Here is a 21,183-nt window from a genome sequence, read left to right on the forward strand (position 1 = left end):
TGCGTTCCGTCGGCACCGTTCAGGGCATGTAATGCATAGTCTTATTCTGCAAATCGAGCATGAACTCACCAAACCTAACCAGATAGCGCCTTTTAGTAAGGCCTTGGAGCAACGCTATCAGCGTGACAACCACGCAAGCCGTTGCCGCCACGTCATTTTGTGCCTGGTGTTGGGGTCGGTCAGCTTCAACAGTTTCCTGATCTGGAAGCTACTGTTGCAACCTGAGGATTTCCTCTGGGCCGCGGCGCAGATGTTGGGCGTTTCGCTGCCGTGCACCTTGGGTGTCGCGTTGTTGCTACGCCGGCTGTCTGAGCGTTGGCGTGAACATGCCGCTCTACTGCCTTCTTATGTCGGGCTGTTGGTGGTGTACAACATCATCATCAACGGCCTCCACCTCAGTGAGGTGGATCAAACGCTGTTTATTTTCTGCTGGCCACTGATGACCATCTACGTCAACGCGTGCATGAAAAGCCCTTTTCATGTAGCGCTGAGGTTTAACGTTTTTGCGTTGGTGCTCACGGGCCTGGCTATTTATCAGGCGCCCGTATCCTGGATCCTCGGAGGGCTGATGTTCACCACCGCCGGGTCCTCCGCGTTTTTCTCCTTGCTCGGTAACTACTGGGCCACTATCGAAGGGCGCCGCAGCTACCTGTATAGGCTGCGCGAAGAGCTACGGGGCGTGCTGCTCAGAAACGCCAACCAAGACCTGCAACGCCTTTCGGAAACCGATGCCCTTACCGGCCTGGCCAACCGCCGGCAAATGCAGCCGCATATGGAGCAGCTATGGGCGCGCCACTTGCGGGGGGAGGCCGAGGGCGCGGTACTGCTTATCGACGTGGACCACTTCAAGCGCTTCAACGACCATTATGGCCATTTGCTGGGCGACGACTGTTTGCGCAGCGTAGCGGCAACCCTCAAGCATGCATTGCGCCCTCAGGACGTTATTGCGCGCTTCGGCGGCGAGGAGTTCGTAGTGCTGCTGACCGATGTGGACCCAGGCACTGCCAGGCAGCTGGCCGCTGGCTTACTGGAAAGCGTGCGCACGCTGAAGATCGCACACCTGGGCCGCCAAGATAGCCTAGGCGTGCTTACCGTGAGCATTGGGTTGGCCCATACCACCATGGCCGACCTAGCCCATGGCGAAGCCTTGCTCGAACAAGCCGACCGCGCGCTGTACCGAGCCAAGCGTGGCGGGCGTGACCGCTTGGAGGCGGCTGATTGCCCCCTTGCCGCTGCCAACGAAACCTTGCCTACGCCGGCGGACTTGCGCGCAGCCCTGGCTGAAGACCAATTCGAACTGCACTTCCAGCCACTGTACCAGTTGATGCCCCATGGCTTGACCGGCTACGAATGCTTGCTGCGCTGGCAACACCCTCGGTTGGGCGTGATCTCGCCCGATGTATTTATCGACTTGGCTGAACGCAGCGGCCTGATGGGTGTATTGGGTGACTGGGTGCTTGAGCAGGCCTGCCTTAAGGCCCGCGAGTGGCCTGCGCACCTGAGCCTGTCGGTTAATCTTTCGCCCTTGCAACTGGCCGATGCCGAACTGCCTGGGCGCATAGCCGGCATACTGGCGCGCACAGGCTTACCCGGTGAACGCTTGCTATTGGAGTTGACCGAAGGCGCGCGTTTGCACATCGACGCCCAAGTGCAGGAAAGCGTTGCCCGGCTAAGCCGTCTAGGGGTGCACCTGGCACTGGATGACTTCGGCACCGGCCACGCCAACCTGGCCTACCTGCTGCAATTGCCCTTCCGCGTATTGAAGATCGACCGCCAGGCCTTGCGCATCGAAGACCCTGCCCAGCGCCGCCAAGTGCTTAGCGCGCTCCTGGCGCTGGGCCGTGCCTTTAACCTGGAAGTATTGGCCGAAGGGGTGGAAACGGTTGAGGATTTGGCGTTGCTTCGCGAACTGGGCTTCGACCATGCCCAAGGGTATTTGCTGGGTAAGCCACAGCCGATGATTACCAGCGTGGCGCAGACGCGAACAGGGTAACGGGGTAAGGCAATAGCTTAAGCGCAGCGCACACCTGCGCTTAGCTGTGCGGGGACCGTACCGCCGTTAAGCAACGGATTTGACCTCCTCCCGTATAGTGCTAGCCGCGCCCTTGGCGGTCTCACTGGGTTTTTCCCCGGTAATGTTTTCGTAAACCTGCGAAGCCGCTGCCTGGGCCTCTGATTTACCTGCCGCTTGCGCGGTGCCCTTAGCCAGTTCCTTGGTCCCTTCCTTGAGAGCCATCTCTGTAAACTCCTTGGTGCCGGCTTTCAAACCCGCCTTCAAGGCCATTTCCGCACCGAATTTGGCAGCCATCACCGCCACGGACAGTTCAGTACCCACGCCCGGAATCGCATTCAACAACAGCGGTCCCAATTCCTCAGCGATGGTCCCCAACTGCTGGAAGCCATCTTTAATATCATCCCCCAACTTTGAACCGTTATCGCGTGCTTCGGCCCACTCTTTTTCTTTGCCTGCCTCGTCACCTCGAATGGCATCGCCAATACCTTCGAAACCGTGCTTGACCATTTGGCCGAAGTGATTAAAACCATTAGCGATGTCATGGCCTAAGTTAGAGAAGGCATTACCGATTTTCTTAGCGGTATCGACGATCATGTTGCCGAAGTCTTCAAAGCCGTACTTCACGTTGTTAGCGAAGGTTTGCAAGCCATTGGTGCCGCCGCCGTTCTCGCCACAATGAGGGTCCCGCTGGTCTTCGCGCTTGGCCGGCGTGCGGCCTTTTACAAGGTAATCCTGCAAGCTACCGGCTTCTGAGCCACCCGCCGCATCCCCCCAACTGCCCCGAGTAAAGCCGCCGATACTCCCGTTATGGCGGAAGTCCGCGGGCTTGTCTGAGCCGTCTGGGTTCTTTTCATTTTTTACCGCGGTCAGCACTCGATACGCCCGCCACGCTGCGTCAGGATCATTGTCGATATCGCCATGAACGTTCGGATCCTTGGCAAGAACATCGCGCAAGTGCCCCACGCTTTTATCGTCCTTTTTCACGTCTTGGTTGTTACCCAACTTACCAAGGATGCCACCATTCAATTCGTTAATCTTTTTAACGTCAAAGCCAGGCGGTGCTTTTTCGTCGGGCGATGGGATATCTGTAGAGTCACCTTCAATTGCCTTCTGCTGGTCAGCCGTCGGGCCCGTTGGAGCGGCTGGCGCTTCAGTAGCCGCAGGTTTTCCGCCGGTACGCTGCGCCTCGGGGGTACTCGCCTTTTCAGAGCGGGCGAGGGGCTTTTGCTCTGAGTTCTCAGCACTCGCGCTTGCGCCTTTCAGTGCTGTGATCAATTTACCCAATACCGCTGTGAGGGCGGTCAGGCTTGACGACGAGTTGCCGTCATTGACCCCCATAGGCGCACCGTTGTGCGGGGTAGCATTGCCGAACTGAATCACGCCACCACGTGTATCCAGAGTGTTTGCTTGCGTAGTGAAGCCCTGTGAAGGCCCAGATGACCGTGCGTCTGGCAAGGTTAACGGGAGTTGTGGTGCGTTCTCACCAGAAACACGCATAGTCATCATCTCGATAAGCTTTATGTTTCAAGATGTGTGGCAAAGAGGGCTATGTGGTTCCGCAGCGATTGAAATATGCGATTTCTAGCACCTCCCTGCCTGCCATCCGTCCGTCCGACGCGGGCACCTAAAGGCCATCCCAACGGCGCGTGTTATGGTTATACTGTATATCCATACACTATAAGCGGAAAGCCACCCATGGACGCACAGTCACGTACAGCCCAAGCCAATGATGCCCAAGAACCGTTCGCCCTAGGCGTACCGTCTCTGCTGGAAACCTGGAAGCACCATAACCGGTTGCTCACCCATGAGTTGGACGAAGCCTCTCGTGAACTGGGCCAAGCCCGACGCCGGATAGCGCAGCTAGTGTTCAACCACGATCTAGACCAAAAAAAGCTCAAGCAGCAGGAAAAGCGGATCGTTGAGCTGGAGAGCCAGGTAGAGCGGCTGAGGGGTACGGCTATGACGGCTGTTGCTCATGAGGCGGCGGGACGGCATGCGGCGGCTTTTCAGGGGGCTTATAAAGGGGTGTGAGTGGGGGCAGTTTGGGCTTGGCGGTGTTTATCGACACCCTGGTTAGGCGAGTCTTAATGCTACGGTTTGAGTGTGCCTGATGTTGATGTTTGGGAGCTTGCAAAGTCTGTGATTCACGACGGTGAATAGGCGTACCTCGTAGATACCGTCTTGGCCCTTACCTCGCAAGTGGTGGGTGATTACGTGTGTGAAAAGTTCGAACACGAGCATAGGTTTCTTGAGAGCGCCCGCGCTACGCTGCCTTTCGACGAGCTGTATCGTTAGCTCATGGCCTGTGACGGTTCTTGTCCCAAGGGGGTATCAGAGATGCGTCAATCACTAATTGACTCCGGCCGTGAATGCGCCCTCAAACTGATGAGCGATGCCGTGTTGCAAGCCATTGAAGAAAACGATGGCTCTGGCGTTTTGCGCAAAGCAAAAACAGCCGAAGTGGTTGATAGCGTCCAGTGCGTCGGCGAGGATGGCCGCCACTCTCCTCCGGTTGCCGTTCGATAACCAGCATTTCGATCGCTCAGCAAACAAATCCCTATTGCATGATGAGTCTATACCCGGTTTGGCAGCCTATCGCTGAGCTTGGGAAGCCCGCAGAATTTGGGAAATCGTACGTTAAGCCTGCGTCTAATTGATTTTATGTGATTTATAAAATACAATCTGCTGATGATCGAAATCAAACAAACCGCTACTTTCATGACCTGGGAAAGCAAGCTGAAGGATCAGCGGGCAAAGGCCGCAATTGCCGCCCGCATCTTCCGCTTGGCGAATGGTCTACCCGGCGACGTGTCACCAGTCGGTCAGGGAGTGAGCGAGTTGAGGATTCACTATGGCCCTGGCTATCGGGTGTACTTCCAACAGCGCGGGACGGAAATCGTCATCTTGCTATGTGGTGGAGACAAGAGCAGTCAGGCAAGGGACATAGAAACGGCGAAACGCCTGGCAAATGAGTGGAGCCCACAATGACCGAGCCAATTTATGATTACGACCCCGCGCAAGCGCTGGACGGCCCGGAGGCGATAGCGGTGTTCATCGCGGACGCCCTGGACACTGGAGACGCCGCCTACATCGCTAAGGCTATGGGAGTGGTTGCCCGCGCCAAGGGGATGACAGAGCTGGCCAAGGAAACAGGGTTGGCCAGAGAGCAACTTTACAAGTCGTTCAGCGAGCACGGGAACCCTACACTGAAAACCATGCTGGTAGTGATGCGAGCGCTGGGGGTTGATTTGACCGCCCGCCCGCATGCGCAGTAGGAACAGGCCCAGTTGAAGTAAACCCTATATAAGTGCCAGGCCCGCACCCTGCGTAACGTCAGGATAGGGCCAATCCCGGCGCTTCTGATGCTTCGCCAGCAACTTCTCTGTCCTCAACCTGCCAGGTTGCATGATTAACGTACGATTTTTGTACGTATTCTCTAATGTCTCCAGCTTGATGGTTTTGAATTCAGATAGTCGCTACTCGGGCTTATGAGTCTCAAAAGACGCAGGTTCGCCCGCTCCTGGAGTAGGTTTACGCGCCCCAAGCTCGGTCAAAGTCTTTACCCCATGTACCTGCAAAATTGATTGAAGAGTCGTGCGTGTCACGAATGCGGGCAAGGAAACGCTGACATCGTTCTGCTCGTCAATGAAGTGCGATTTTACTGGGGAAGTGGGCTTCATTCTTCTGCTCATGTACCTGTGGCGGGAAAGTGTGGTGGACCACCCAGAAACGCAAAAAGCCGCGCAATGCGCGGCTTTGAAGTTGGTGGGCCCACACGGACTCGAACCGTGGACCAAAGGATTATGAGTCCTCTGCTCTAACCAACTGAGCTATAGGCCCTTTAGAGGAGGGCGATTATAACGAGGGTTTTGGTTGGGTGCTATCTGAAAGAACCATTGAGTTGATAGGTATGAGTTCCCTGGGCGAGGGAAGGGCCTGTTTGCGAGATTGGAAGCAGGCTGGGGAGAGGCATTTGGCGGAGCGGGTAAGGGATTTTACGGGATAGATGGTTGTGCCTTGGCTTGTTCGCGAGCTTTGCTCGCTCCTACACCCTACAGTAGGCAGGGGTGGGGAATGAAAAAAGCCCTGGGTTTGGCCAGGGCTTCTTGTACGGCGGTGTGCTTACTCGTCGAGGAACGAGCGCAGGTGTTCGCTGCGGGTGGGGTGGCGTAACTTGCGCAGGGCCTTGGCTTCGATCTGACGGATACGCTCACGGGTAACGTCGAACTGTTTGCCCACTTCCTCAAGGGTGTGGTCAGTGTTCATGTCGATACCGAAGCGCATGCGCAGCACCTTGGCTTCGCGGGCGGTAAGACCGGAAAGTACTTCGCGAGTCGCTTCCTTGAGGCTTTCCACCGTGGCCACGTCGATCGGAGACTGCATGGTGGAGTCCTCGATGAAGTCGCCCAAGTGGGAGTCTTCATCGTCGCCGATGGGCGTTTCCATGGAGATCGGCTCTTTAGCGATCTTCAGTACCTTGCGGATCTTGTCCTCAGGCATTTCCATGCGCTCGCCCAACTCTTCCGGGGTCGGCTCGCGGCCCATTTCCTGAAGCATCTGCCGGGAAATACGGTTGAGCTTGTTGATCGTCTCGATCATGTGCACCGGAATACGGATGGTGCGCGCCTGGTCGGCGATGGAGCGAGTGATCGCCTGGCGAATCCACCAAGTGGCGTAGGTGGAAAACTTGTACCCACGGCGGTATTCGAATTTGTCCACCGCCTTCATCAAGCCGATGTTGCCTTCCTGGATCAGGTCCAGGAACTGCAAACCACGGTTGGTGTACTTCTTGGCGATGGAGATTACCAAGCGAAGGTTGGCCTCGACCATTTCCTTCTTGGCGCGGCGGGCCTTGGCTTCGCCGATGGACATGCGACGGTTGATGTCCTTGACCTCAGCGACGTTCAGGCCGGTTTCAGCCTCCAGGTCGATGAGCTTCTGCTGGCAACGCTGTACATCGGCCTGAACGCGACCCAAGGCTTCGGCGTATTTTGCCTTGCCCTTGGCCAGGAACTCGCTCCAGCCCTGGTCCACTTCGTTGCCGGGGAACAGGCGCAGGAAGTCGGCGCGGGGCATACGGGCGTCACGCACGCACAGCTGCATGATCGCGCGCTCTTGAGCACGAACGTGGTCCAAGGCGCCACGGACCAGCTCGACCAATACTTCGTACTGCTTGGGCACCAGCTTGATGGGCATGAAAAGCTCAGCCAGCAGCAGCATTTGCGCCTTGGCGTCTTTGCTGTCGCGGCCGCTTTTCTTCAGGGCCTTGCGGGTCACTTCAAGCTGATCGGCAACGGCACCAAAGCGCTGCTGGGCCACCACGGGGTCCGGCCCGCTTTCTGCTTCTTCCTCGTCGTCAGTGCTGGCTTCCTCTTCTTCCTCGTCGTCGTCCTTGGCGGCGGCAGGAGCCTTCGGGTCCAGGGGGACGGGGGTGTCAGAGGGGCTGGCGATGGCGTCATCAGGGTCGATGTAACCGCTGAGTACGTCCGACAGGCGGCCACCTTCGGTGGTCACGCGGTTGTATTCACTCAGGATATAGTCGACGGTACCCGGGAAGTGAGCGATAGCGCCCATGACTTCTCGAATGCCCTCTTCGATACGCTTGGCGATTTCGATCTCGCCTTCGCGAGTGAGCAGCTCCACGGTGCCCATTTCACGCATGTACATGCGGACAGGGTCCGTGGTGCGGCCGATATCGGTTTCAACGGCAGCCAACGCGGCGGCGGCTTCTTCAGCGGCAGCCTCGTCGGTGTCGGCTTCAGCCAATAGGAGAGCATCCGCATCCGGAGCAGTCTCGAATACGTTGATCCCCATGTCGTTGATCATGCGGATGATGTCTTCCACCTGCTCCGGATCTGAAATATCCTCAGGCAGGTGGTCGTTGACCTCGGCGTAAGTCAGGTAACCCTGCTCACGGCCACGAGTGATCAACTCTTTGATACGAGATTGCTGTTGCGCTTTTCCGGACATAACACCCTATCCACTGAAGGTCTTGGCGGGCAAAAAACAAGCCGAGGATTATACCCGAGCTAGGACCTCACGCGCCAGTTGAGGTCGGGTTTTATGCGTTCGCGTTTCGGCTAAAGAGCTCCCGCAGCAGGTCTTTTTCCTCCGCGCTGAGCTCGCCCTGCTTGGATTTTCGAAGCAAAAGCTCCAGGCTGCGCTCACGTTGGCGGGCTGACAGTCTAGAAATGGTGTCGAAAAACTGTTGTTCAAGGTTGTCGGCTTCAATCAGCCATTCTTTCTCGGCCAGGGCCCGCAAAAGCCTGCCCTGGTCAGTCCCGTGCCATCTGGCAATGAGCTGCAATGAACGCAGCATCGGGTTTTTCTGTAACGCTTCCAGCAACGCCACCAGTAACTGGGCGTGTACTTGATCTTCATCGGCCAACCGGCTGGCATCTTCAACTTTCGTGGCCAACTGTGGGTGATGCAGGAGCGTACGCAAGGCACTTAGCGTTGGCGGCTCCACCGAGGTGGGCGTGCGCGGTGCCCGGGGCTCGAAGTCACGGCGTTGGCCGCTTTTGTCCCAGCCCTTGCCGTCGCGCTTTTTGCCATTGCCCTGGCGGCCCTTCCATTGCGGTTCCGGCTCAGGCTGCGGCGCGTCCAGGTACGCCGGCGCATAATCATCCGGCAGCTCGACATTCCCATGGCCGCTTGGCCCGCTATTGGCCGTGGCCTCTCTAGGGGCCTGCTGGGCCAACTGGCTCATGGCTTCCCCGCTAAGGCCGGTGATCTCGCCCAGTCGCGCGCGCATCAGCGCCTTGAGGTTTGCCCCCGGTACTTGGTCTATCAGCGGCGCCGCCAGTGTTGCCATATGAGCCTTGCCTTCCAGCGAGCGCGGGTCGGCTTCGGCGGCCAGTTGCTCGAAGAAGTAGTCTGCCAGCGGTTGCGCATGCTGCGCGATCCGGGCACGGAAGGCGTCCAGGCCCTCGGCGCGGATCAGCGTGTCCGGGTCTTCGCCTTCGGGCAAAAACAGAAACCGCGCCTTGCGCCCATCCTGCAGGCTGCCCAGCGCCGCTTCCAATGCGCGCCAGGCGGCGTTGCGGCCGGCTTGGTCGCCATCGAAGCAGAACAGGATGCTTGGCACAATACGAAATAGCCGCTTGATGTGTTCTTCACTGGTGGCAGTGCCCAAGGTTGCCACTGCGTTGCGCAGGCCTTGCTGCGCCAAGGCAATAACGTCCATGTAGCCTTCAACCACGATGATTTCATCGAGGTTGCGATTGAATTTGCGTGCTTCATACAGGCCATACAGCTCTTGGCCCTTATGAAATACCGGGGTTTCCGGGGAGTTCAGGTACTTGGGCTTGTCGTCGCCCAATACTCGGCCGCCAAAGGCAATCACGCGGCCACGGCTGTCGCGAATAGGGAACATTACCCGGTCGCGGAAGCGGTCGTAGCGCTTGCCGGTGTCGGCGTTTTCCACCAGCAGCCCGGCGTCGATCATGGCCCGTTGTTGCAAGGTGTCGCTGCTCAAGTGGCGCAGCAGGTTATCCCAGCCCGGTGGCGCGAAGCCTAAACCAAAGTCCCGAGCAATTTCGCCGGTCAGCCCGCGGCCTTTGAGGTATTCCACCGCGCTTTTGCGCGCCGGGTGCTGCCGTAATGCCTGCCGGTAGTACTCAGCCGCCGCCGTGAGCAGCGGGTACAAGGGCGAATCAGTAGGCTGGCGAGGTTTACTACCTCGGCGCGACTCTTCCCGGGGCACTTCCATGCCCGCGGCCTTGGCGAGGTCTTCCACGGCCTGGACGAAATCCAGGTTGTCGTGATCCATCACGAAGCCCAAGGCATTGCCACCCGCGCCGCAGCCGAAGCAGTAATAGAACTGTTTGTCGGGGCTTACGCTGAAGGACGGGGTTTTTTCTTTGTGGAAGGGGCAACAGGCGGTGAAGTTCTTGCCGGCTTTTTTCAGCTGAACGCGGCTACTCACCACATCAAGGATGTCGGTTCGGTTGAGAAGGTCGTCGATAAAGCCTTGGGGGATCAGCCCTGCCATGCTAAGCCCTCGGGCGAGGCGGGTAATGCGGTGAAGTGTATCCGCGCCTGTTATCGACGCTACGCGGTGCACAGCCGCGCGGGGCTTCGGCTGCTCAACGCAAGGCCAGTGGCATGGGAGCTACTGGCCAGATTTTCAGGCGACACAATTGCCAATGGCCCGGCTTTTTAGGGCCAGGCCAGACAATGCTTGCAGCGAACGCTTATATCAGTACAGGCGAACGGCGCGGCGCTGTTCGCGCTGAACTTTCTTGGCGTGACGCTTAACTGCGGCTGCAGCCTTGCGCTTGCGCTCGGAAGTCGGCTTTTCGTAAAACTCGCGGCTACGAACTTCAGCCAGTACACCGGCTTTTTCGCAGGAGCGCTTGAAACGACGCAGAGCTACGTCGAAGGGTTCGTTCTCTTTAACTTTGACGGCTGGCATCCAGAGCTACCTTAATTCATTACCGGGGCAACGTACCCCTGCATTAAAGCGCGGTGGAATACGTCGGTTTTCAAGGGTTGCGGATGTTACCCTTTGGATGCGTAGAATGCAAAGCCTCTGATCGAAAACCGCTGGTCGGCACGTCAGGGCGCGACTATCATGCGCGCCTTCTTTACCGCCTCGGCAAGGCTTTTGATACCCATGCTAGTACTGGGACTGGAAACATCCTGCGATGAAACCGGCGTCGCGCTCTATGACAGCGAGCAAGGCTTGCTTGGCGACGCGCTATTCAGCCAGATCGACCTACACCGTGTCTACGGCGGTGTTGTGCCTGAACTGGCTTCCCGTGATCACGTCAAGCGCATGCTGCCGCTGATCCGCGAAGTGCTTGGCCAGGCTGGGCGCGAAACCCACCACATCGACGCTATCGCCTACACTGCCGGCCCTGGCCTGGTGGGGGCATTGCTGGTGGGCGCCTCTTGCGCGCAAGCCATGGCGTTCGCCTGGGGAATACCGGCGTTGGGCGTACACCATATGGAAGGTCACTTGCTTGCGCCCATGCTGGAAGATCAGCCCCCTGCGTTCCCATTCGTGGCCTTGCTGGTCTCCGGAGGCCACACCCAGCTAGTGCGGGTAGACGGCATCGGTCGCTATCAACTGCTAGGGGAAAGCCTGGACGATGCCGCGGGCGAGGCCTTCGATAAAACAGCCAAGCTAATGGGCTTGCCCTACCCGGGCGGGCCAGAGATCGCCCGCCTGGCCTTGAGCGGCACGCCGGGGCGCTTTACCTTCCCACGGCCAATGACCGATCGGCCAGGGTTGGATTTCAGCTTCAGCGGCCTAAAAACCTTCACCCTCAATACCTGGCAGCAGTGCAAGGCCGCCGGGGACGACAGTGAGCAAACCCGCTGCGACATCGCACTGGCCTTCCAGCAGGCAGTGGTGGAGACTCTGGCCATCAAGTGCAAGCGCGCCCTGAAGCAAACCGGGCTCAAGCAGTTGGTGATCGCCGGTGGCGTGAGCGCCAACCAGGCCTTGCGCTCCAATCTGGAAGCCATGACGGGCGCGTTGGGCGGCCATGTGTTCTATGCGCGGCCACGGTTCTGCACCGACAACGGCGCGATGATTGCCTATGCCGGTTGCCAGCGGTTACTGGCGGGGCAGCACGACCGCCTGGGGATCGAAGTTCACGCGCGCTGGCCCATGGAGCAACTGCCAGCAATTTAAGATTGCCTAGGCTTTATAGCGAATCGTGCAGAGCACTAGAAGTGCCGCTCACGGCCTGCCAACAAGGCTCTTAAGTTGGCTCGGTGACGCCATACGATCAACACTGTCAGCAGGGCCATGGGCAGCAAGGCCTGGGGCGCTTGCCAAGCCAGTAGCGGCAAGGTGAGGGGCATGGCCGTCAGTGCCGCCAGGGAGCTGGTACGGCTCAGGCTGAAGGTCAGCAGCCACAAGGCTACGGCCAGCAGCAGGGCAGGGGGGTAGAGCCCCAGCAACACGCCCGCTGCGGTGGCCACGCCCTTGCCACCCCGGAAGCTGAAATACAGGGGGAACAGGTGGCCGAGCACCGCGCACAGGCCAATCCAGCCTTGGGCGTGCAGGCCGAGCCCCAAGGTTTTGGCCAAAAGTACGGGAACCAGCCCTTTGCTAAGGTCCCCAAGCAGGGTCAGCAAGGCGAGCTTGCGCCCGGCCAGGCGTAGCATGTTGGTGGCCCCGGCATTGCCCGAGCCGCTGGCGCGGGGGTCCGAGATTCCAGCGCTAAGGCTGAGTAGGATGGCGAAGGACAGTGAGCCGAGCAGGTAAGCCATAACGGCCAGTAACCAAGACATGCTAACTATTCCGAGCGTGGACGTTCGGATTCTAACGGCGCAATGCGCCTTTGTCGTCAAAGGAGAGAGTGCTTGGATACCGTGTTCATCGAAGGCCTGGAAGTCGACACCGTGATCGGTGCCTACGACTGGGAGCGCGATATTCGCCAATGCCTGCGGCTGGATTTTACCTTCGGCTGGGATAACCGGCCCGCGGCGGCAGGCGATGACCTGACCCTGGCGCTGGACTACGCCAAGGTCTCCCAGGCGGTTGAGGCTTTCGCCCAAGGCGCGCGCTTCGAGCTGGTGGAAACTTTTGCCGAGCGGTTGGCCGCCAGCCTGATGAGCGAGTTTGGCATCCCTTGGCTGCGCCTGCGGGTAACCAAGCCCGGCGCGGTGCCACAGGCCCAGGGCGTAGGCGTGGAGATCGAGCGCGGATGTCGCTGACACGGGTATACCTGGGGCTTGGCAGCAACATAGACCGCCATGCCCACCTTCGCGCCGGCCTCGACGCGCTGAATACATGCCTGCAAGGGCTGCGCTGCTCGCCGGTATTTGAAAGCGAGCCCATTGGCATCAAGAGCGGCCCTTTTTTGAACATGGCAGTGACCGGCTTGACCGACCTGCCACTGATGACGCTGGACCGTAAGCTCAAGTTCATCGAAGCGGACAACGGCCGCTATGCCCCGGACCGCCAAGGGCTGCCCTTGGACATTGACGTATTGATGTATGGTCAGTTGGCGGGCACGTTCGACGGGTTGGTGCTGCCCAGGGCAGAAATCCTGCGTAATGCTTTTGTGCTATGGCCCCTGGCGTTGCTGGCGCCAGACGAGATACATCCCAGGGAGGGGCGGCGCTTTGCGGATCTCTGGGCCGAAGCCCGTATCGGCCAGCGACTGAAGCAAGTGCCCTTTGACTGGCCACAAGCTTCGCCGCTCCTGTAGGAGCCAGCCAAGCTGGCGAATCCAGTATGACCAACTGAACGATTGACCTGCAGCACATGTTCGCGAGCTTGCGCTCGTTCCTACAAGGGGGTGCGAGGTGTGGTAAAGGCCTGTAGGGCTTGTAGTCGGCTTTGGCGCAGGGCATCTCCCAGGGCCTGGCCCTTGTACCCTGCGTCCACCAGCGGCTTTACAGGCACCTCTCTGGCTACCGCAGCGGCGCTGCGCAGGTACTGCCCTTTTGGGAAGCTTGAGTGCCCCTGGGCAAGGGTCAGCATCTCACAGGCGTTTACAAATTCTTCGAAGCGCTGGGGGCGGCGGTATACGTCGAAGGCATGCAGCAGCTCCAGCAAGGCCTGCGCGCTCAGCGTGGTAGCTCGCAAGGCTTGGCCATGATACTGGCCGGTTAGCTGGGCCAGCTCTTGGCAATCTCGCGGCACCTTGAAACGCTGGCCTACCACGCCTATAGCCTGAGGGCTTTCCAGATGCAGCAGCAGGCACGCCCAGCGGACGGTCAGGGGCTGATCCGCCAAGGCTGCCTTATGCAACGGCTCTAGGGAAGCCACTTCCGGAAAAAATACGTCCAGTGCCCCGCAGGCCTTGAGCACCTCGAAGAACACCTGGGGCGCGGCTTCCATCAGGGCGCGGGAGATTTCTTTCCAACTGCGCTCGGGTGTCAGCGCGTGCAGCTCACCCGAGGCGCCGAGCGTCTGCATCAGTGTCAGGGTCTCTGGCGCGATACGAAAGCCTAATGGGGCATAGCGCGCGGCGAAGCGGGCCACCCTCAGTATGCGCAACGGGTCTTCCCCAAAGGCCGGCGACACATGGCGCAGCCAGCGCTGTTGCAAGTCAACGCGGCCGCCATAGGGGTCGATCACGTGGCCGTTGTCGTCTTCGGCCATGGCGTTGATGGTCAAGTCCCGTCGGCGCAGGTCTTCTTCCAGGGTTACTTTGGGGCTAGCATGGAACACAAAGCCCCCGTACCCCTTGCCACTTTTGCGTTCGGTCCGCGCCAGAGCGTACTCGGCGCCGGTATCAGGGTGGAGAAACACTGGGAAATCGGCCCCCACCGGGCGGTAACCCAAAGCTTGCATCTGCTCGGCGGTGGTACCTACCACCACCCAGTCCACATCGGCTACCGGCAGGCCAAGTAGGCGATCGCGCACGGCGCCACCAACTTTGTAAATCTTCATAAAGGTCTCCTTCAGCGCCCTAGGATATACCCCAGGCGCTGAAGGATCAGCTCACAGGTGCACCACGGCCATGTCCAGGCGGCCATAGTCGCCTTCGCCAGGCGCAGCGCGCGGCGGCACATGGTGGGTTTTTACCACCTGGTCGCCCTGTACGGTTTCCAGATGGACGTCAAAGCCCCATAGCCGGTGCAGGTGCTTGAGCACTTCCTCGGTGGACTCGCCCAACGGTTTGCGGTCGTGCTGCTGATGGCGCAGCGTGAGGGAACGGTCGCCGCGGCGATCGATGCTCCAGATTTGTACGTTCGGCTCGCGGTTACCCAGGTTGTACTGCGCGGCCAAGGTTTCGCGGATCAGCCGGTACCCACTGTCGTCGTGAATGGCAGGCACTAGCAGGTCGTCTCGCTGGTCATCGTCCAGGATGCTGAACAGCTTAAGGTCGCGAATCACCTTGGGGGAGAGGTATTGCAGGATAAAACTTTCGTCCTTGAAGCTGCCCATGGCGAACTTCAGGGTCGACAGCCAATCGCTGCCGGCGATTTCCGGGAACCAGCGGCGGTCCTCTTCATCGGGGTGTTCACACATCCGGCGAATGTCCCGGTACATGGCAAAACCCAGGGCGTAGGGGTTGATGCCGCTGTAATAGGGGCTGTCATAACCCGGTTGGGCCACTACGCTGGTGTGAGACTGCAAGAACTCCATCATAAAGCCGTCGGTAACCAGGCCTTCATCGTAAAGGTCGTTCATCAAGGTGTAGTGCCAAAAAGTGGCCCAGCCTTCGTTCATTACCTGGGTTTGCCGCTGCGGGTAAAAATACTGGGCGATCTTGCGCACGATGCGTACTATTTCGCGCTGCCAGGGCTCTAGCAGGGGCGCGTGTTTTTCAATGAAATAGAGGATATTTTCCTGAGGTTCGGCGGGGAAGCGCGCCTGATCCTGCTCGGTAAACTTTTCCATCGCCTTGGGAATAGTGCGCCATAGGTCGTTGATCTGCCGCTGCAAGTGTTCTTCGCGATCTTTCTGGCGACGGCGCTCTTCCTCGGCGGAAATAGGATAAGGGCGTTTGTAACGGTCTACGCCGTAGTTCATCAAGGCATGGCAAGAGTCCAGCAAGTCTTCCACAGCGTCGATACCGTGGCGCTCTTCGCACTGCATGATGTACTGCTTGGCGAATACCAGATAATCGATGATGGAACTGGCATCGGTCCACGTGCGGAACAGGTAGTTGCCCTTGAAGAAGCTGTTATGGCCATAGCAAGCATGAGCGATCACCAGCGCCTGCATGCACATGGTGTTCTCTTCCATCAAATAGGCAATGCAGGGGTCGGAGTTGATCACGATTTCGTAGGCCAAGCCCATCTGCCCGCGGGTGTAGGATTTCTCCGTGCTAAGGAAGTGCTTACCGTAGGACCAATGATGGTAACCCAGTGGCATGCCCACCGAGGCGTAGGCATCCATCATTTGCTCAGCGGTAATCACTTCGATCTGGTTGGGGTAGGTATCCAGCGCGTAGCGCTCGGCGATACGGCTGATTTCGCGGTCGTAGGCGCGAATAAGCTCGAAGGTCCATTCCGAGCCCGTGGAGAGGGGTTGGCGCTTTTGCTCTCTCGAGGTCATGTCACTAGCCTGCGCTGGAAGAGTTCACGGAACACTGGGTAGATATCACCAGCAGTCACCAATTGTTGCTGGGCGAAGGTGTCAGGGAAATGCTCGCCGATGCGCTCGTATTCGAACCACAGCGCCTGGTGTTCGCGCGGGGTGATTTCCACATAGGTGTAATACTGCACGTGAGGCATGATTTGCCGGGTAAGGATGTCCCGGCAAATGGGCGAGTCATCGTTCCAGTTGTCCCCGTCGGAAGCCTGCGCCGCATAGATATTCCACTCATTGGTGGGGTAACGCTCGGCCATGATCTCCTGCATGAGTTTCAGGGCGCTGGAGACGATGGTCCCACCGGTTTCCCGGGAATAGAAAAACTCCTCTTCGTCCACTTCCTTGGCACTGGTGTGATGGCGGATGAACACCACTTCGATCTTGTCGTAGTTTCGCTTCAGGAACAGATACAGCAGGATGAAAAAGCGTTTGGCGATATCCTTGGTGGCTTGGGTCATGGACCCAGACACGTCCATCAAGCAGAACATTACCGCCTTGGAACTAGGGTTGGGTTGCTTGACCAGCAAGTTGTACTTCAGGTCAAAGGTATCTAAAAACGGCACCCGGTGAATACGTGCGCTGAGCTTTTCGATTTCAGCTTCCAGCGCCTGGATATCACCAAAGTTGTCTGGCTCCTCGCGCCTGAGCCGTTCAAGCTCTGTGCGTACCTCTCGCAAACGCGCACGGCTGCTGCCGGACAGCGCAATGCGCCGAGCATGAGCCGAACGCAGGGTGCGTACAATGTTAATGCGGGACGGGTTGCCCTCGTTGGAAATGCCCGCGCGCACGGTTTTGAAGGTTTCTGTGCCGGTGAGCTGGCGCTTGACCAAGTTAGGCAGCTCCAGGTCCTCGAACATGAATTCGAGAAATTCCTCCTGGGTGATCTGGAATACGAACTCATCCATGCCCTCACCGGAATTCCCAGCTTTGCCAGGGCCTTTACCCCCGCCCCCGCCGCCTTGTGGGCGGGGAATGTGCTGGCCGGACGTAAACTCCTTGTTACCCGGGTGTACAGTGGCCTGTTTGCCACCTCGGCCATGGTGAAGCACCGGCTCGTCAATGTCGCGGCCTGGAATGCTGATTTGCTCGCCGTGTTCCATGTCGGTGATGGAGCGCCGGCTTACGGCTTCTTCCACGGCCTTTTTGATGTGATCACGATAACGCCGCAAGAAACGCTGGCGGTTCACCGTGCTCTTGTTCTTTCCGTTCAAGCGTCGGTCGATCACATAACTCATGGCCCCTCCAGGAGTTCGGGGCAGCTTCAAGCCTCAAGCTTCAAGCTGCAAGAAAGAGCAGCCACCATCACCGTATGCTGATGCGCAGAGCGGTCGCCCAGCACGGATCAGCTTGCAGCTTGCGGCTTGTCGCTTGCCACTTATTGAGACTTGCGCACGCGCAGGTACCATTCTGATAACAACCGCACTTGCTTGTCGGTATACCCGCGCTCGACCATCCGGGTAACGAAATCGTTGTGTTTCTGCTGGTCCTCCTTGCTGGCCTTGGCGTTGAAGCTAATGACAGGCAGCAAGTCCTCGGTGTTGGAGAACATTTTCTTCTCGATCACTACGCGCAACTTCTCATAGCTGAGCCAGGTAGGGTTCTTGCCGTTGTTGTTGGCCCGAGCACGTAGCACGAAGTTGACGATTTCGTTGCGGAAGTCCTTGGGGTTACTGATGCCCGCGGGTTTCTCGATTTTTTCGAGTTCCTCGTTGAGCGCCACACGATTGAGGATCTCGCCGGTTTCCTGGTCCCGGTACTCTTGGTCCTGAATCCAGAAATCCGCATACAGCACATAACGGTCGAAGATGTTCTGCCCGTATTCGCTGTAAGATTCCAAGTAAGCGGTCTGAATTTCCTTGCCAATGAACTCGATGTAGCGGGGTGCCAAGTACTCTTTAAGAAAGCGCAGGTAACGTTCGCGCACTTCGGCCGGGAATTGCTCCTGTTCGATTTGCTGCTCAAGCACGTACAGCAAGTGAACCGGGTTGGCAGCGATTTCTACCGCGTCGAAATTGAACACTTTAGACAAAATCTTGAAAGCAAAGCGCGTGGACAGGCCCGTCATGCCCTCATCCACGCCAGCGGAATCTCGATATTCCTGAATGGACTTGGCTTTAGGGTCGGTGTCCTTGAGATTTTCGCCGTCGTACACCCGCATCTTTGAATAGATATTGGAGTTGTCCGGCTCTTTCAAACGCGACAGTACGGTGAACTGAGCCAGCATGCGCAGGGTATCGGGCGCGCAATGGGCTTTGTCCAGGGAGCTGTTGATCAATAGCTTGTCGTAGATCTTGATCTCGTCGCTGACCCGCAAGCAATAAGGCACCTTCACGATGTAAATACGGTCGATGAAGGCTTCGTTGTTCTTGTTGTTGCGGAAGGTGTGCCATTCAGATTCGTTGGAGTGAGCCAGCAGCACCCCGTTGAACGGAATCGCGCCCAATCCTTCAGTGCTGTTGTAGTTACCTTCTTGAGTGGCAGTCAGCAAAGGGTGCAGCACCTTGATGGGCGCTTTGAACATCTCTACGAACTCCATCATGCCCTGGTTGGCACGGCACAGCGCGCCCGAGTAGCTATAGGCGTCGGCATCGTTCTGGGGGTATTCCTCCAGCTTGCGGATGTCCACCTTGCCTACAAGGGCAGAGATATCTTGGTTGTTCTCGTCCCCGGGTTCTGTCTTGGCGACCGCGATCTGATTAAGGATGGAAGGGTAGAGCTTTACCACTTTGAACTGGCTGATATCGCCACCGAATTCAGCCAGGCGTTTGGTCGCCCAGGGCGACATGATGGTGTTGAGGTAGCGACGGGCGATGCCAAAGTCCTCCTCTAGAATGGCACCGTCCTCGGTCACGTTGAACAGCCCAAGGGGCGACTCGAATACCGGAGAGCCCTTGATGGCGTAGAAGGGCTGCTTTTCCATAAGCTGTTTGAGCTTTTCAGCCAAGGAGGACTTACCGCCCCCTACCGGGCCAAGCAGGTAAAGGATTTGTTTCTTTTCTTCCAAGCCTTGGGCAGCATGTCGGAAGTAGGACACGATTTGGTCGATGCACTCTTCCATGCCGTGAAAATCCCGGAACGCCGGGTAACGGCGGATGACCTTGTTGGAAAAGATGCGAGACAGCCGGGAATCCGAGGCGGTGTCCACCAACTCGGGTTCGCCGATTGCCATGAGTAGACGTTCGGCCGCCGAAGCATAGGCAGTGCGGTCTTTTTTGCAGAGCTCCAGGTATTCTTGCAGCGACAATTCTTCCTGTTTCGTGCTTTCGAAACGCTGTTGGAAGTGGCTAAAAATACTCATGACGTCACCTCGCTCGATACCGGAGCCGACGTCGGATCACTCAGCCGATGCTTGGAGGCAGCCGGAGCCAGCCGGTCGCCCTTTCCCCCCAGAACACCCGAAATACCCTACCGATGACCCGCGCGCCGGTGTGCCGGCTCTCTCCTGTTTTGGATGGCCTGGGCTTAAGGATAGTTGGTAATCGGAGAATTCAAGGCTAGCCATGCCCCGGCGAGCCTAGGTAGGCCCTCCGCACGCCCCAGGGCGCCCGAAAATCGGGCTATGCGGGTGTTAAAAAAAAATTAGTTGGCTGCTTGGGTAGCGATTTCGCCTGGGTAGGTCTGGCGCCACAGCTCAAAGCCGCCATCGAGGCTATACACGTCAGAAAAACCTTGGCTGACCAGGTAGGCCGCCGCGGACTGGCTGGAGTTGCCGTGATAGCACACCACGACGAGTGGCGCGTCCAGGTCGGCCTGAGTAATGAAGTCGTGCAGCGAGTGGTTATCCAGGTGCCGCGAATCACTGATATGGCCGTTGGCATAGGTTTGCGGGTCGCGGATATCCACAACGACCGCGCCTTGTGCGCGCAAGTCCTGGGCCGCTTGCGGAGGGATGCGCTTGAATTCGGACATAGTGGCTCCTGTGTGTAGCCTAACGAGTGGGCGGGCAGTTGCAGCGGTGCATCTGCAAGGTATCGACGTTCATCAGGGTCATGGCGTTGCCCCACACGCAGCCGGTATCTAGCGCGTAAACCCCAGGCGCGTCGCAACGGCCTTCCAGCGCCGCCCAATGGCCGAAGATGATACGTGTGTGGCGGCTGCGGCGGTCCTTGTGGCTGAACCAAGGCGCATAGCCGGGCAGGGCGCTGTCCGCGCCTTCCTTGCCCTTGAGGTCCAGCTTGCCCTCGCGGGTGCAGAAGCGCATACGTGTGAAATAGTTAGTGATCACACGCAGGCGTGTGGCGCCGTGCAGGTCCTTGTTCCACTTGGTTGGCTCATTGCCATACATGCCATCGAGGTAGGGCTTGATCAGGTTGTCGTCACGCAGGGCGGCTTCTACCTCCGCTGCATAGCGCAGGGCTTTGCTCAAGGGCCACATGGGTGGAATACCCGCATGGACCAAAGCAAAGTTACGCGCTTCGTCATAGTGCAACAGCTTTTGCTGGCGCAGCCATTGGATCAGCTGCGGGCCATCAGGCGCTTCCAGCACTTCAGCCAGGGTATCGCCCTTTTTGAGCCGCTCGATGTTGTACCAGGCCGCGATCAGGTGCAGGTCGTGATTGCCCAAGGTGCATACAATTGCATCCCGAATCCCATACAGGTAACGCAAGGTTTCAAGAGATTGCGGCCCACGGTTCACCAGGTCGCCTACTAGCCATAGCTTGTCCTGAGCGGGGTTGAACGCTACGTCTTCAAGCAAACACTTGAGTGGGTCAAGGCAACCCTGCAAGTCACCTACGGCATACACCGCCATCAGTGAAGAACTCCAGGGACCGCCAAGCGGAAGGGGGCAATGATGGCGTCGAATTCCTGGCCGTCCTCAGCCACCATTTGATAAGTGCCCTGCATGTTGCCTACTTGAGTGTGCATCAGCGTGCCGCTGCTGTAGGTATGGCTTTCCCCCACGCCAATCAATGGCTGTTGGCCAATGACGCCAGGGCCGCGAACTTCCTCGACCTTGCCATTGCCATCGGTGATCACCCAGTGGCGGGACATCAGCCTGGCGGGTACTTGCCCTTTATTGCTAACGGTAACGGTATAGGCAAAGGCATAACGCCCTTGCTCGGGGCTAGATTGTTCCGCCAGAAAGCGAGTATCGACGGAGACGTCTATGTAATAGCGCGGGTCGGACATGGTGCAGCCTTAAAAGCAGGAACGAGGG

At 58.2% G+C, this 21,183-nt stretch carries 20 protein-coding genes and 1 tRNA gene; 8 read left to right on the plus strand and 13 right to left on the minus strand.

All coding sequences use genetic code 11. From position 1 onward, the window contains the following. Positions 1-31 precede the first annotated feature (31 nt). Positions 32-1,993, plus strand: a complete 1,962-nt coding sequence (locus tag ACWKV4_RS04110; protein ID WP_483830967.1) for a putative bifunctional diguanylate cyclase/phosphodiesterase — start codon at positions 32-34, stop codon at positions 1,991-1,993. 66 nt (positions 1,994-2,059) lie between these two features. On the opposite strand, the gene ACWKV4_RS04115 is transcribed toward ACWKV4_RS04110, so the two are convergent. Further along, positions 2,060-3,352 carry a hypothetical protein gene (locus tag ACWKV4_RS04115; protein ID WP_483830966.1) on the minus strand — a complete coding sequence of 431 codons (1,293 nt, stop codon included), beginning with the start codon at positions 3,350-3,352 and terminating at the stop codon, positions 2,060-2,062. 357 nt (positions 3,353-3,709) lie between these two features. Here ACWKV4_RS04115 and ACWKV4_RS04120 point away from each other — a divergent pair, with 357 nt between their 5' ends. From ACWKV4_RS04120 to ACWKV4_RS04135, 4 genes are all read left to right on the plus strand, one after another. Next, positions 3,710-4,045 (plus strand): hypothetical protein, encoded by a 336-nt coding sequence (locus tag ACWKV4_RS04120; RefSeq protein ID WP_483830965.1) that lies wholly within the window; start codon positions 3,710-3,712, stop codon positions 4,043-4,045. 306 nt (positions 4,046-4,351) lie between these two features. Next, positions 4,352-4,540 carry a hypothetical protein gene (locus ACWKV4_RS04125; RefSeq protein ID WP_483830964.1) on the plus strand — a complete coding sequence of 63 codons (189 nt, stop codon included), beginning with the start codon at positions 4,352-4,354 and terminating at the stop codon, positions 4,538-4,540. Between the two features lie 162 nt (positions 4,541-4,702). Next, positions 4,703-5,002 (plus strand): type II toxin-antitoxin system RelE/ParE family toxin, encoded by a 300-nt coding sequence (locus ACWKV4_RS04130; protein ID WP_483830963.1) that lies wholly within the window; start codon positions 4,703-4,705, stop codon positions 5,000-5,002. Continuing rightward, a complete protein-coding gene (locus ACWKV4_RS04135; RefSeq protein ID WP_249679458.1) occupies positions 4,999-5,289 on the plus strand; it encodes an addiction module antidote protein in 291 nt (96 codons plus the stop codon). The genes ACWKV4_RS04130 and ACWKV4_RS04135 overlap by 4 nt, the downstream gene beginning before the upstream one ends. 488 nt (positions 5,290-5,777) lie before the next feature. Here ACWKV4_RS04135 and ACWKV4_RS04140 read toward each other — a convergent pair. The 4 genes from ACWKV4_RS04140 to rpsU all read right to left on the minus strand — a co-directional run bounded on the left by ACWKV4_RS04140 (position 5,778) and on the right by rpsU (position 10,430). Then, positions 5,778-5,854: transfer RNA gene (locus tag ACWKV4_RS04140), tRNA-Ile, on the minus strand. Positions 5,855-6,136: 282 nt separating this feature from the next. Continuing rightward, positions 6,137-7,984, minus strand: coding sequence for an RNA polymerase sigma factor RpoD (gene rpoD, locus ACWKV4_RS04145; protein WP_483830962.1), 1,848 nt, complete (start codon positions 7,982-7,984; stop codon positions 6,137-6,139). 91 nt (positions 7,985-8,075) lie between these two features. After that, positions 8,076-10,007 (minus strand): DNA primase, encoded by a 1,932-nt coding sequence (dnaG, locus tag ACWKV4_RS04150; protein ID WP_483830961.1) that lies wholly within the window; start codon positions 10,005-10,007, stop codon positions 8,076-8,078. 207 nt (positions 10,008-10,214) lie between these two features. After that, the gene (gene rpsU / locus ACWKV4_RS04155) at positions 10,215-10,430 is read right to left on the minus strand and encodes a 30S ribosomal protein S21 (protein WP_002551877.1); all 216 of its coding nucleotides are present in this window, start codon (positions 10,428-10,430) and stop codon (positions 10,215-10,217) included. Positions 10,431-10,631: 201 nt separating this feature from the next. Here rpsU and tsaD point away from each other — a divergent pair, with 201 nt between their 5' ends. Next, entirely contained in the window at positions 10,632-11,657 is a 1,026-nt protein-coding gene (tsaD, locus tag ACWKV4_RS04160; protein WP_483830960.1) for a tRNA (adenosine(37)-N6)-threonylcarbamoyltransferase complex transferase subunit TsaD, read from the plus strand. A 35-nt stretch (positions 11,658-11,692) separates the two neighbouring features. On the opposite strand, the gene plsY is transcribed toward tsaD, so the two are convergent. Beyond that, complete coding sequence (gene plsY, locus ACWKV4_RS04165) at positions 11,693-12,262, minus strand: glycerol-3-phosphate 1-O-acyltransferase PlsY (RefSeq protein WP_483830959.1); 570 nt, start codon at positions 12,260-12,262, stop codon at positions 11,693-11,695. A gap of 72 nt (positions 12,263-12,334) precedes the next feature. Here plsY and folB point away from each other — a divergent pair, with 72 nt between their 5' ends. Next, entirely contained in the window at positions 12,335-12,688 is a 354-nt protein-coding gene (folB, locus tag ACWKV4_RS04170; RefSeq protein ID WP_483830958.1) for a dihydroneopterin aldolase, read from the plus strand. Next, positions 12,679-13,185, plus strand: coding sequence for a 2-amino-4-hydroxy-6-hydroxymethyldihydropteridine diphosphokinase (folK, locus tag ACWKV4_RS04175; RefSeq protein WP_483830957.1), 507 nt, complete (start codon positions 12,679-12,681; stop codon positions 13,183-13,185). Before folB ends, folK begins: the two co-directional genes overlap by 10 nt. 80 nt (positions 13,186-13,265) lie before the next feature. Here folK and ACWKV4_RS04180 read toward each other — a convergent pair whose 3' ends face one another. The 7 genes from ACWKV4_RS04180 to apaG form a co-directional block, all read right to left on the minus strand. Then, entirely contained in the window at positions 13,266-14,375 is a 1,110-nt protein-coding gene (locus ACWKV4_RS04180) for a tRNA nucleotidyltransferase/poly(A) polymerase-related protein (protein WP_483830956.1), read from the minus strand. 51 nt (positions 14,376-14,426) lie between these two features. Further along, positions 14,427-15,989 (minus strand): SpoVR family protein, encoded by a 1,563-nt coding sequence (locus ACWKV4_RS04185; protein ID WP_483830955.1) that lies wholly within the window; start codon positions 15,987-15,989, stop codon positions 14,427-14,429. After that, a complete protein-coding gene (locus ACWKV4_RS04190; protein ID WP_483830954.1) occupies positions 15,986-17,260 on the minus strand; it encodes a YeaH/YhbH family protein in 1,275 nt (424 codons plus the stop codon). Before ACWKV4_RS04190 ends, ACWKV4_RS04185 begins: the two co-directional genes overlap by 4 nt. A gap of 140 nt (positions 17,261-17,400) precedes the next feature. Beyond that, complete coding sequence (locus ACWKV4_RS04195) at positions 17,401-19,323, minus strand: PrkA family serine protein kinase (RefSeq protein WP_483830953.1); 1,923 nt, start codon at positions 19,321-19,323, stop codon at positions 17,401-17,403. A 281-nt stretch (positions 19,324-19,604) separates the two neighbouring features. Next, positions 19,605-19,934, minus strand: coding sequence for a thiosulfate sulfurtransferase GlpE (gene glpE / locus ACWKV4_RS04200; protein ID WP_483830952.1), 330 nt, complete (start codon positions 19,932-19,934; stop codon positions 19,605-19,607). 19 nt (positions 19,935-19,953) lie between these two features. After that, the gene (locus ACWKV4_RS04205; protein WP_483830951.1) at positions 19,954-20,775 is read right to left on the minus strand and encodes a symmetrical bis(5'-nucleosyl)-tetraphosphatase; all 822 of its coding nucleotides are present in this window, start codon (positions 20,773-20,775) and stop codon (positions 19,954-19,956) included. After that, positions 20,775-21,155, minus strand: coding sequence for a Co2+/Mg2+ efflux protein ApaG (apaG, locus tag ACWKV4_RS04210; RefSeq protein WP_483830950.1), 381 nt, complete (start codon positions 21,153-21,155; stop codon positions 20,775-20,777). The genes ACWKV4_RS04205 and apaG overlap by 1 nt, the downstream gene beginning before the upstream one ends. Between the last annotated feature and the right edge of the window lie 28 nt (positions 21,156-21,183).

The sequence above is a fragment of the Pseudomonas artemisiae genome (assembly GCF_057128685.1).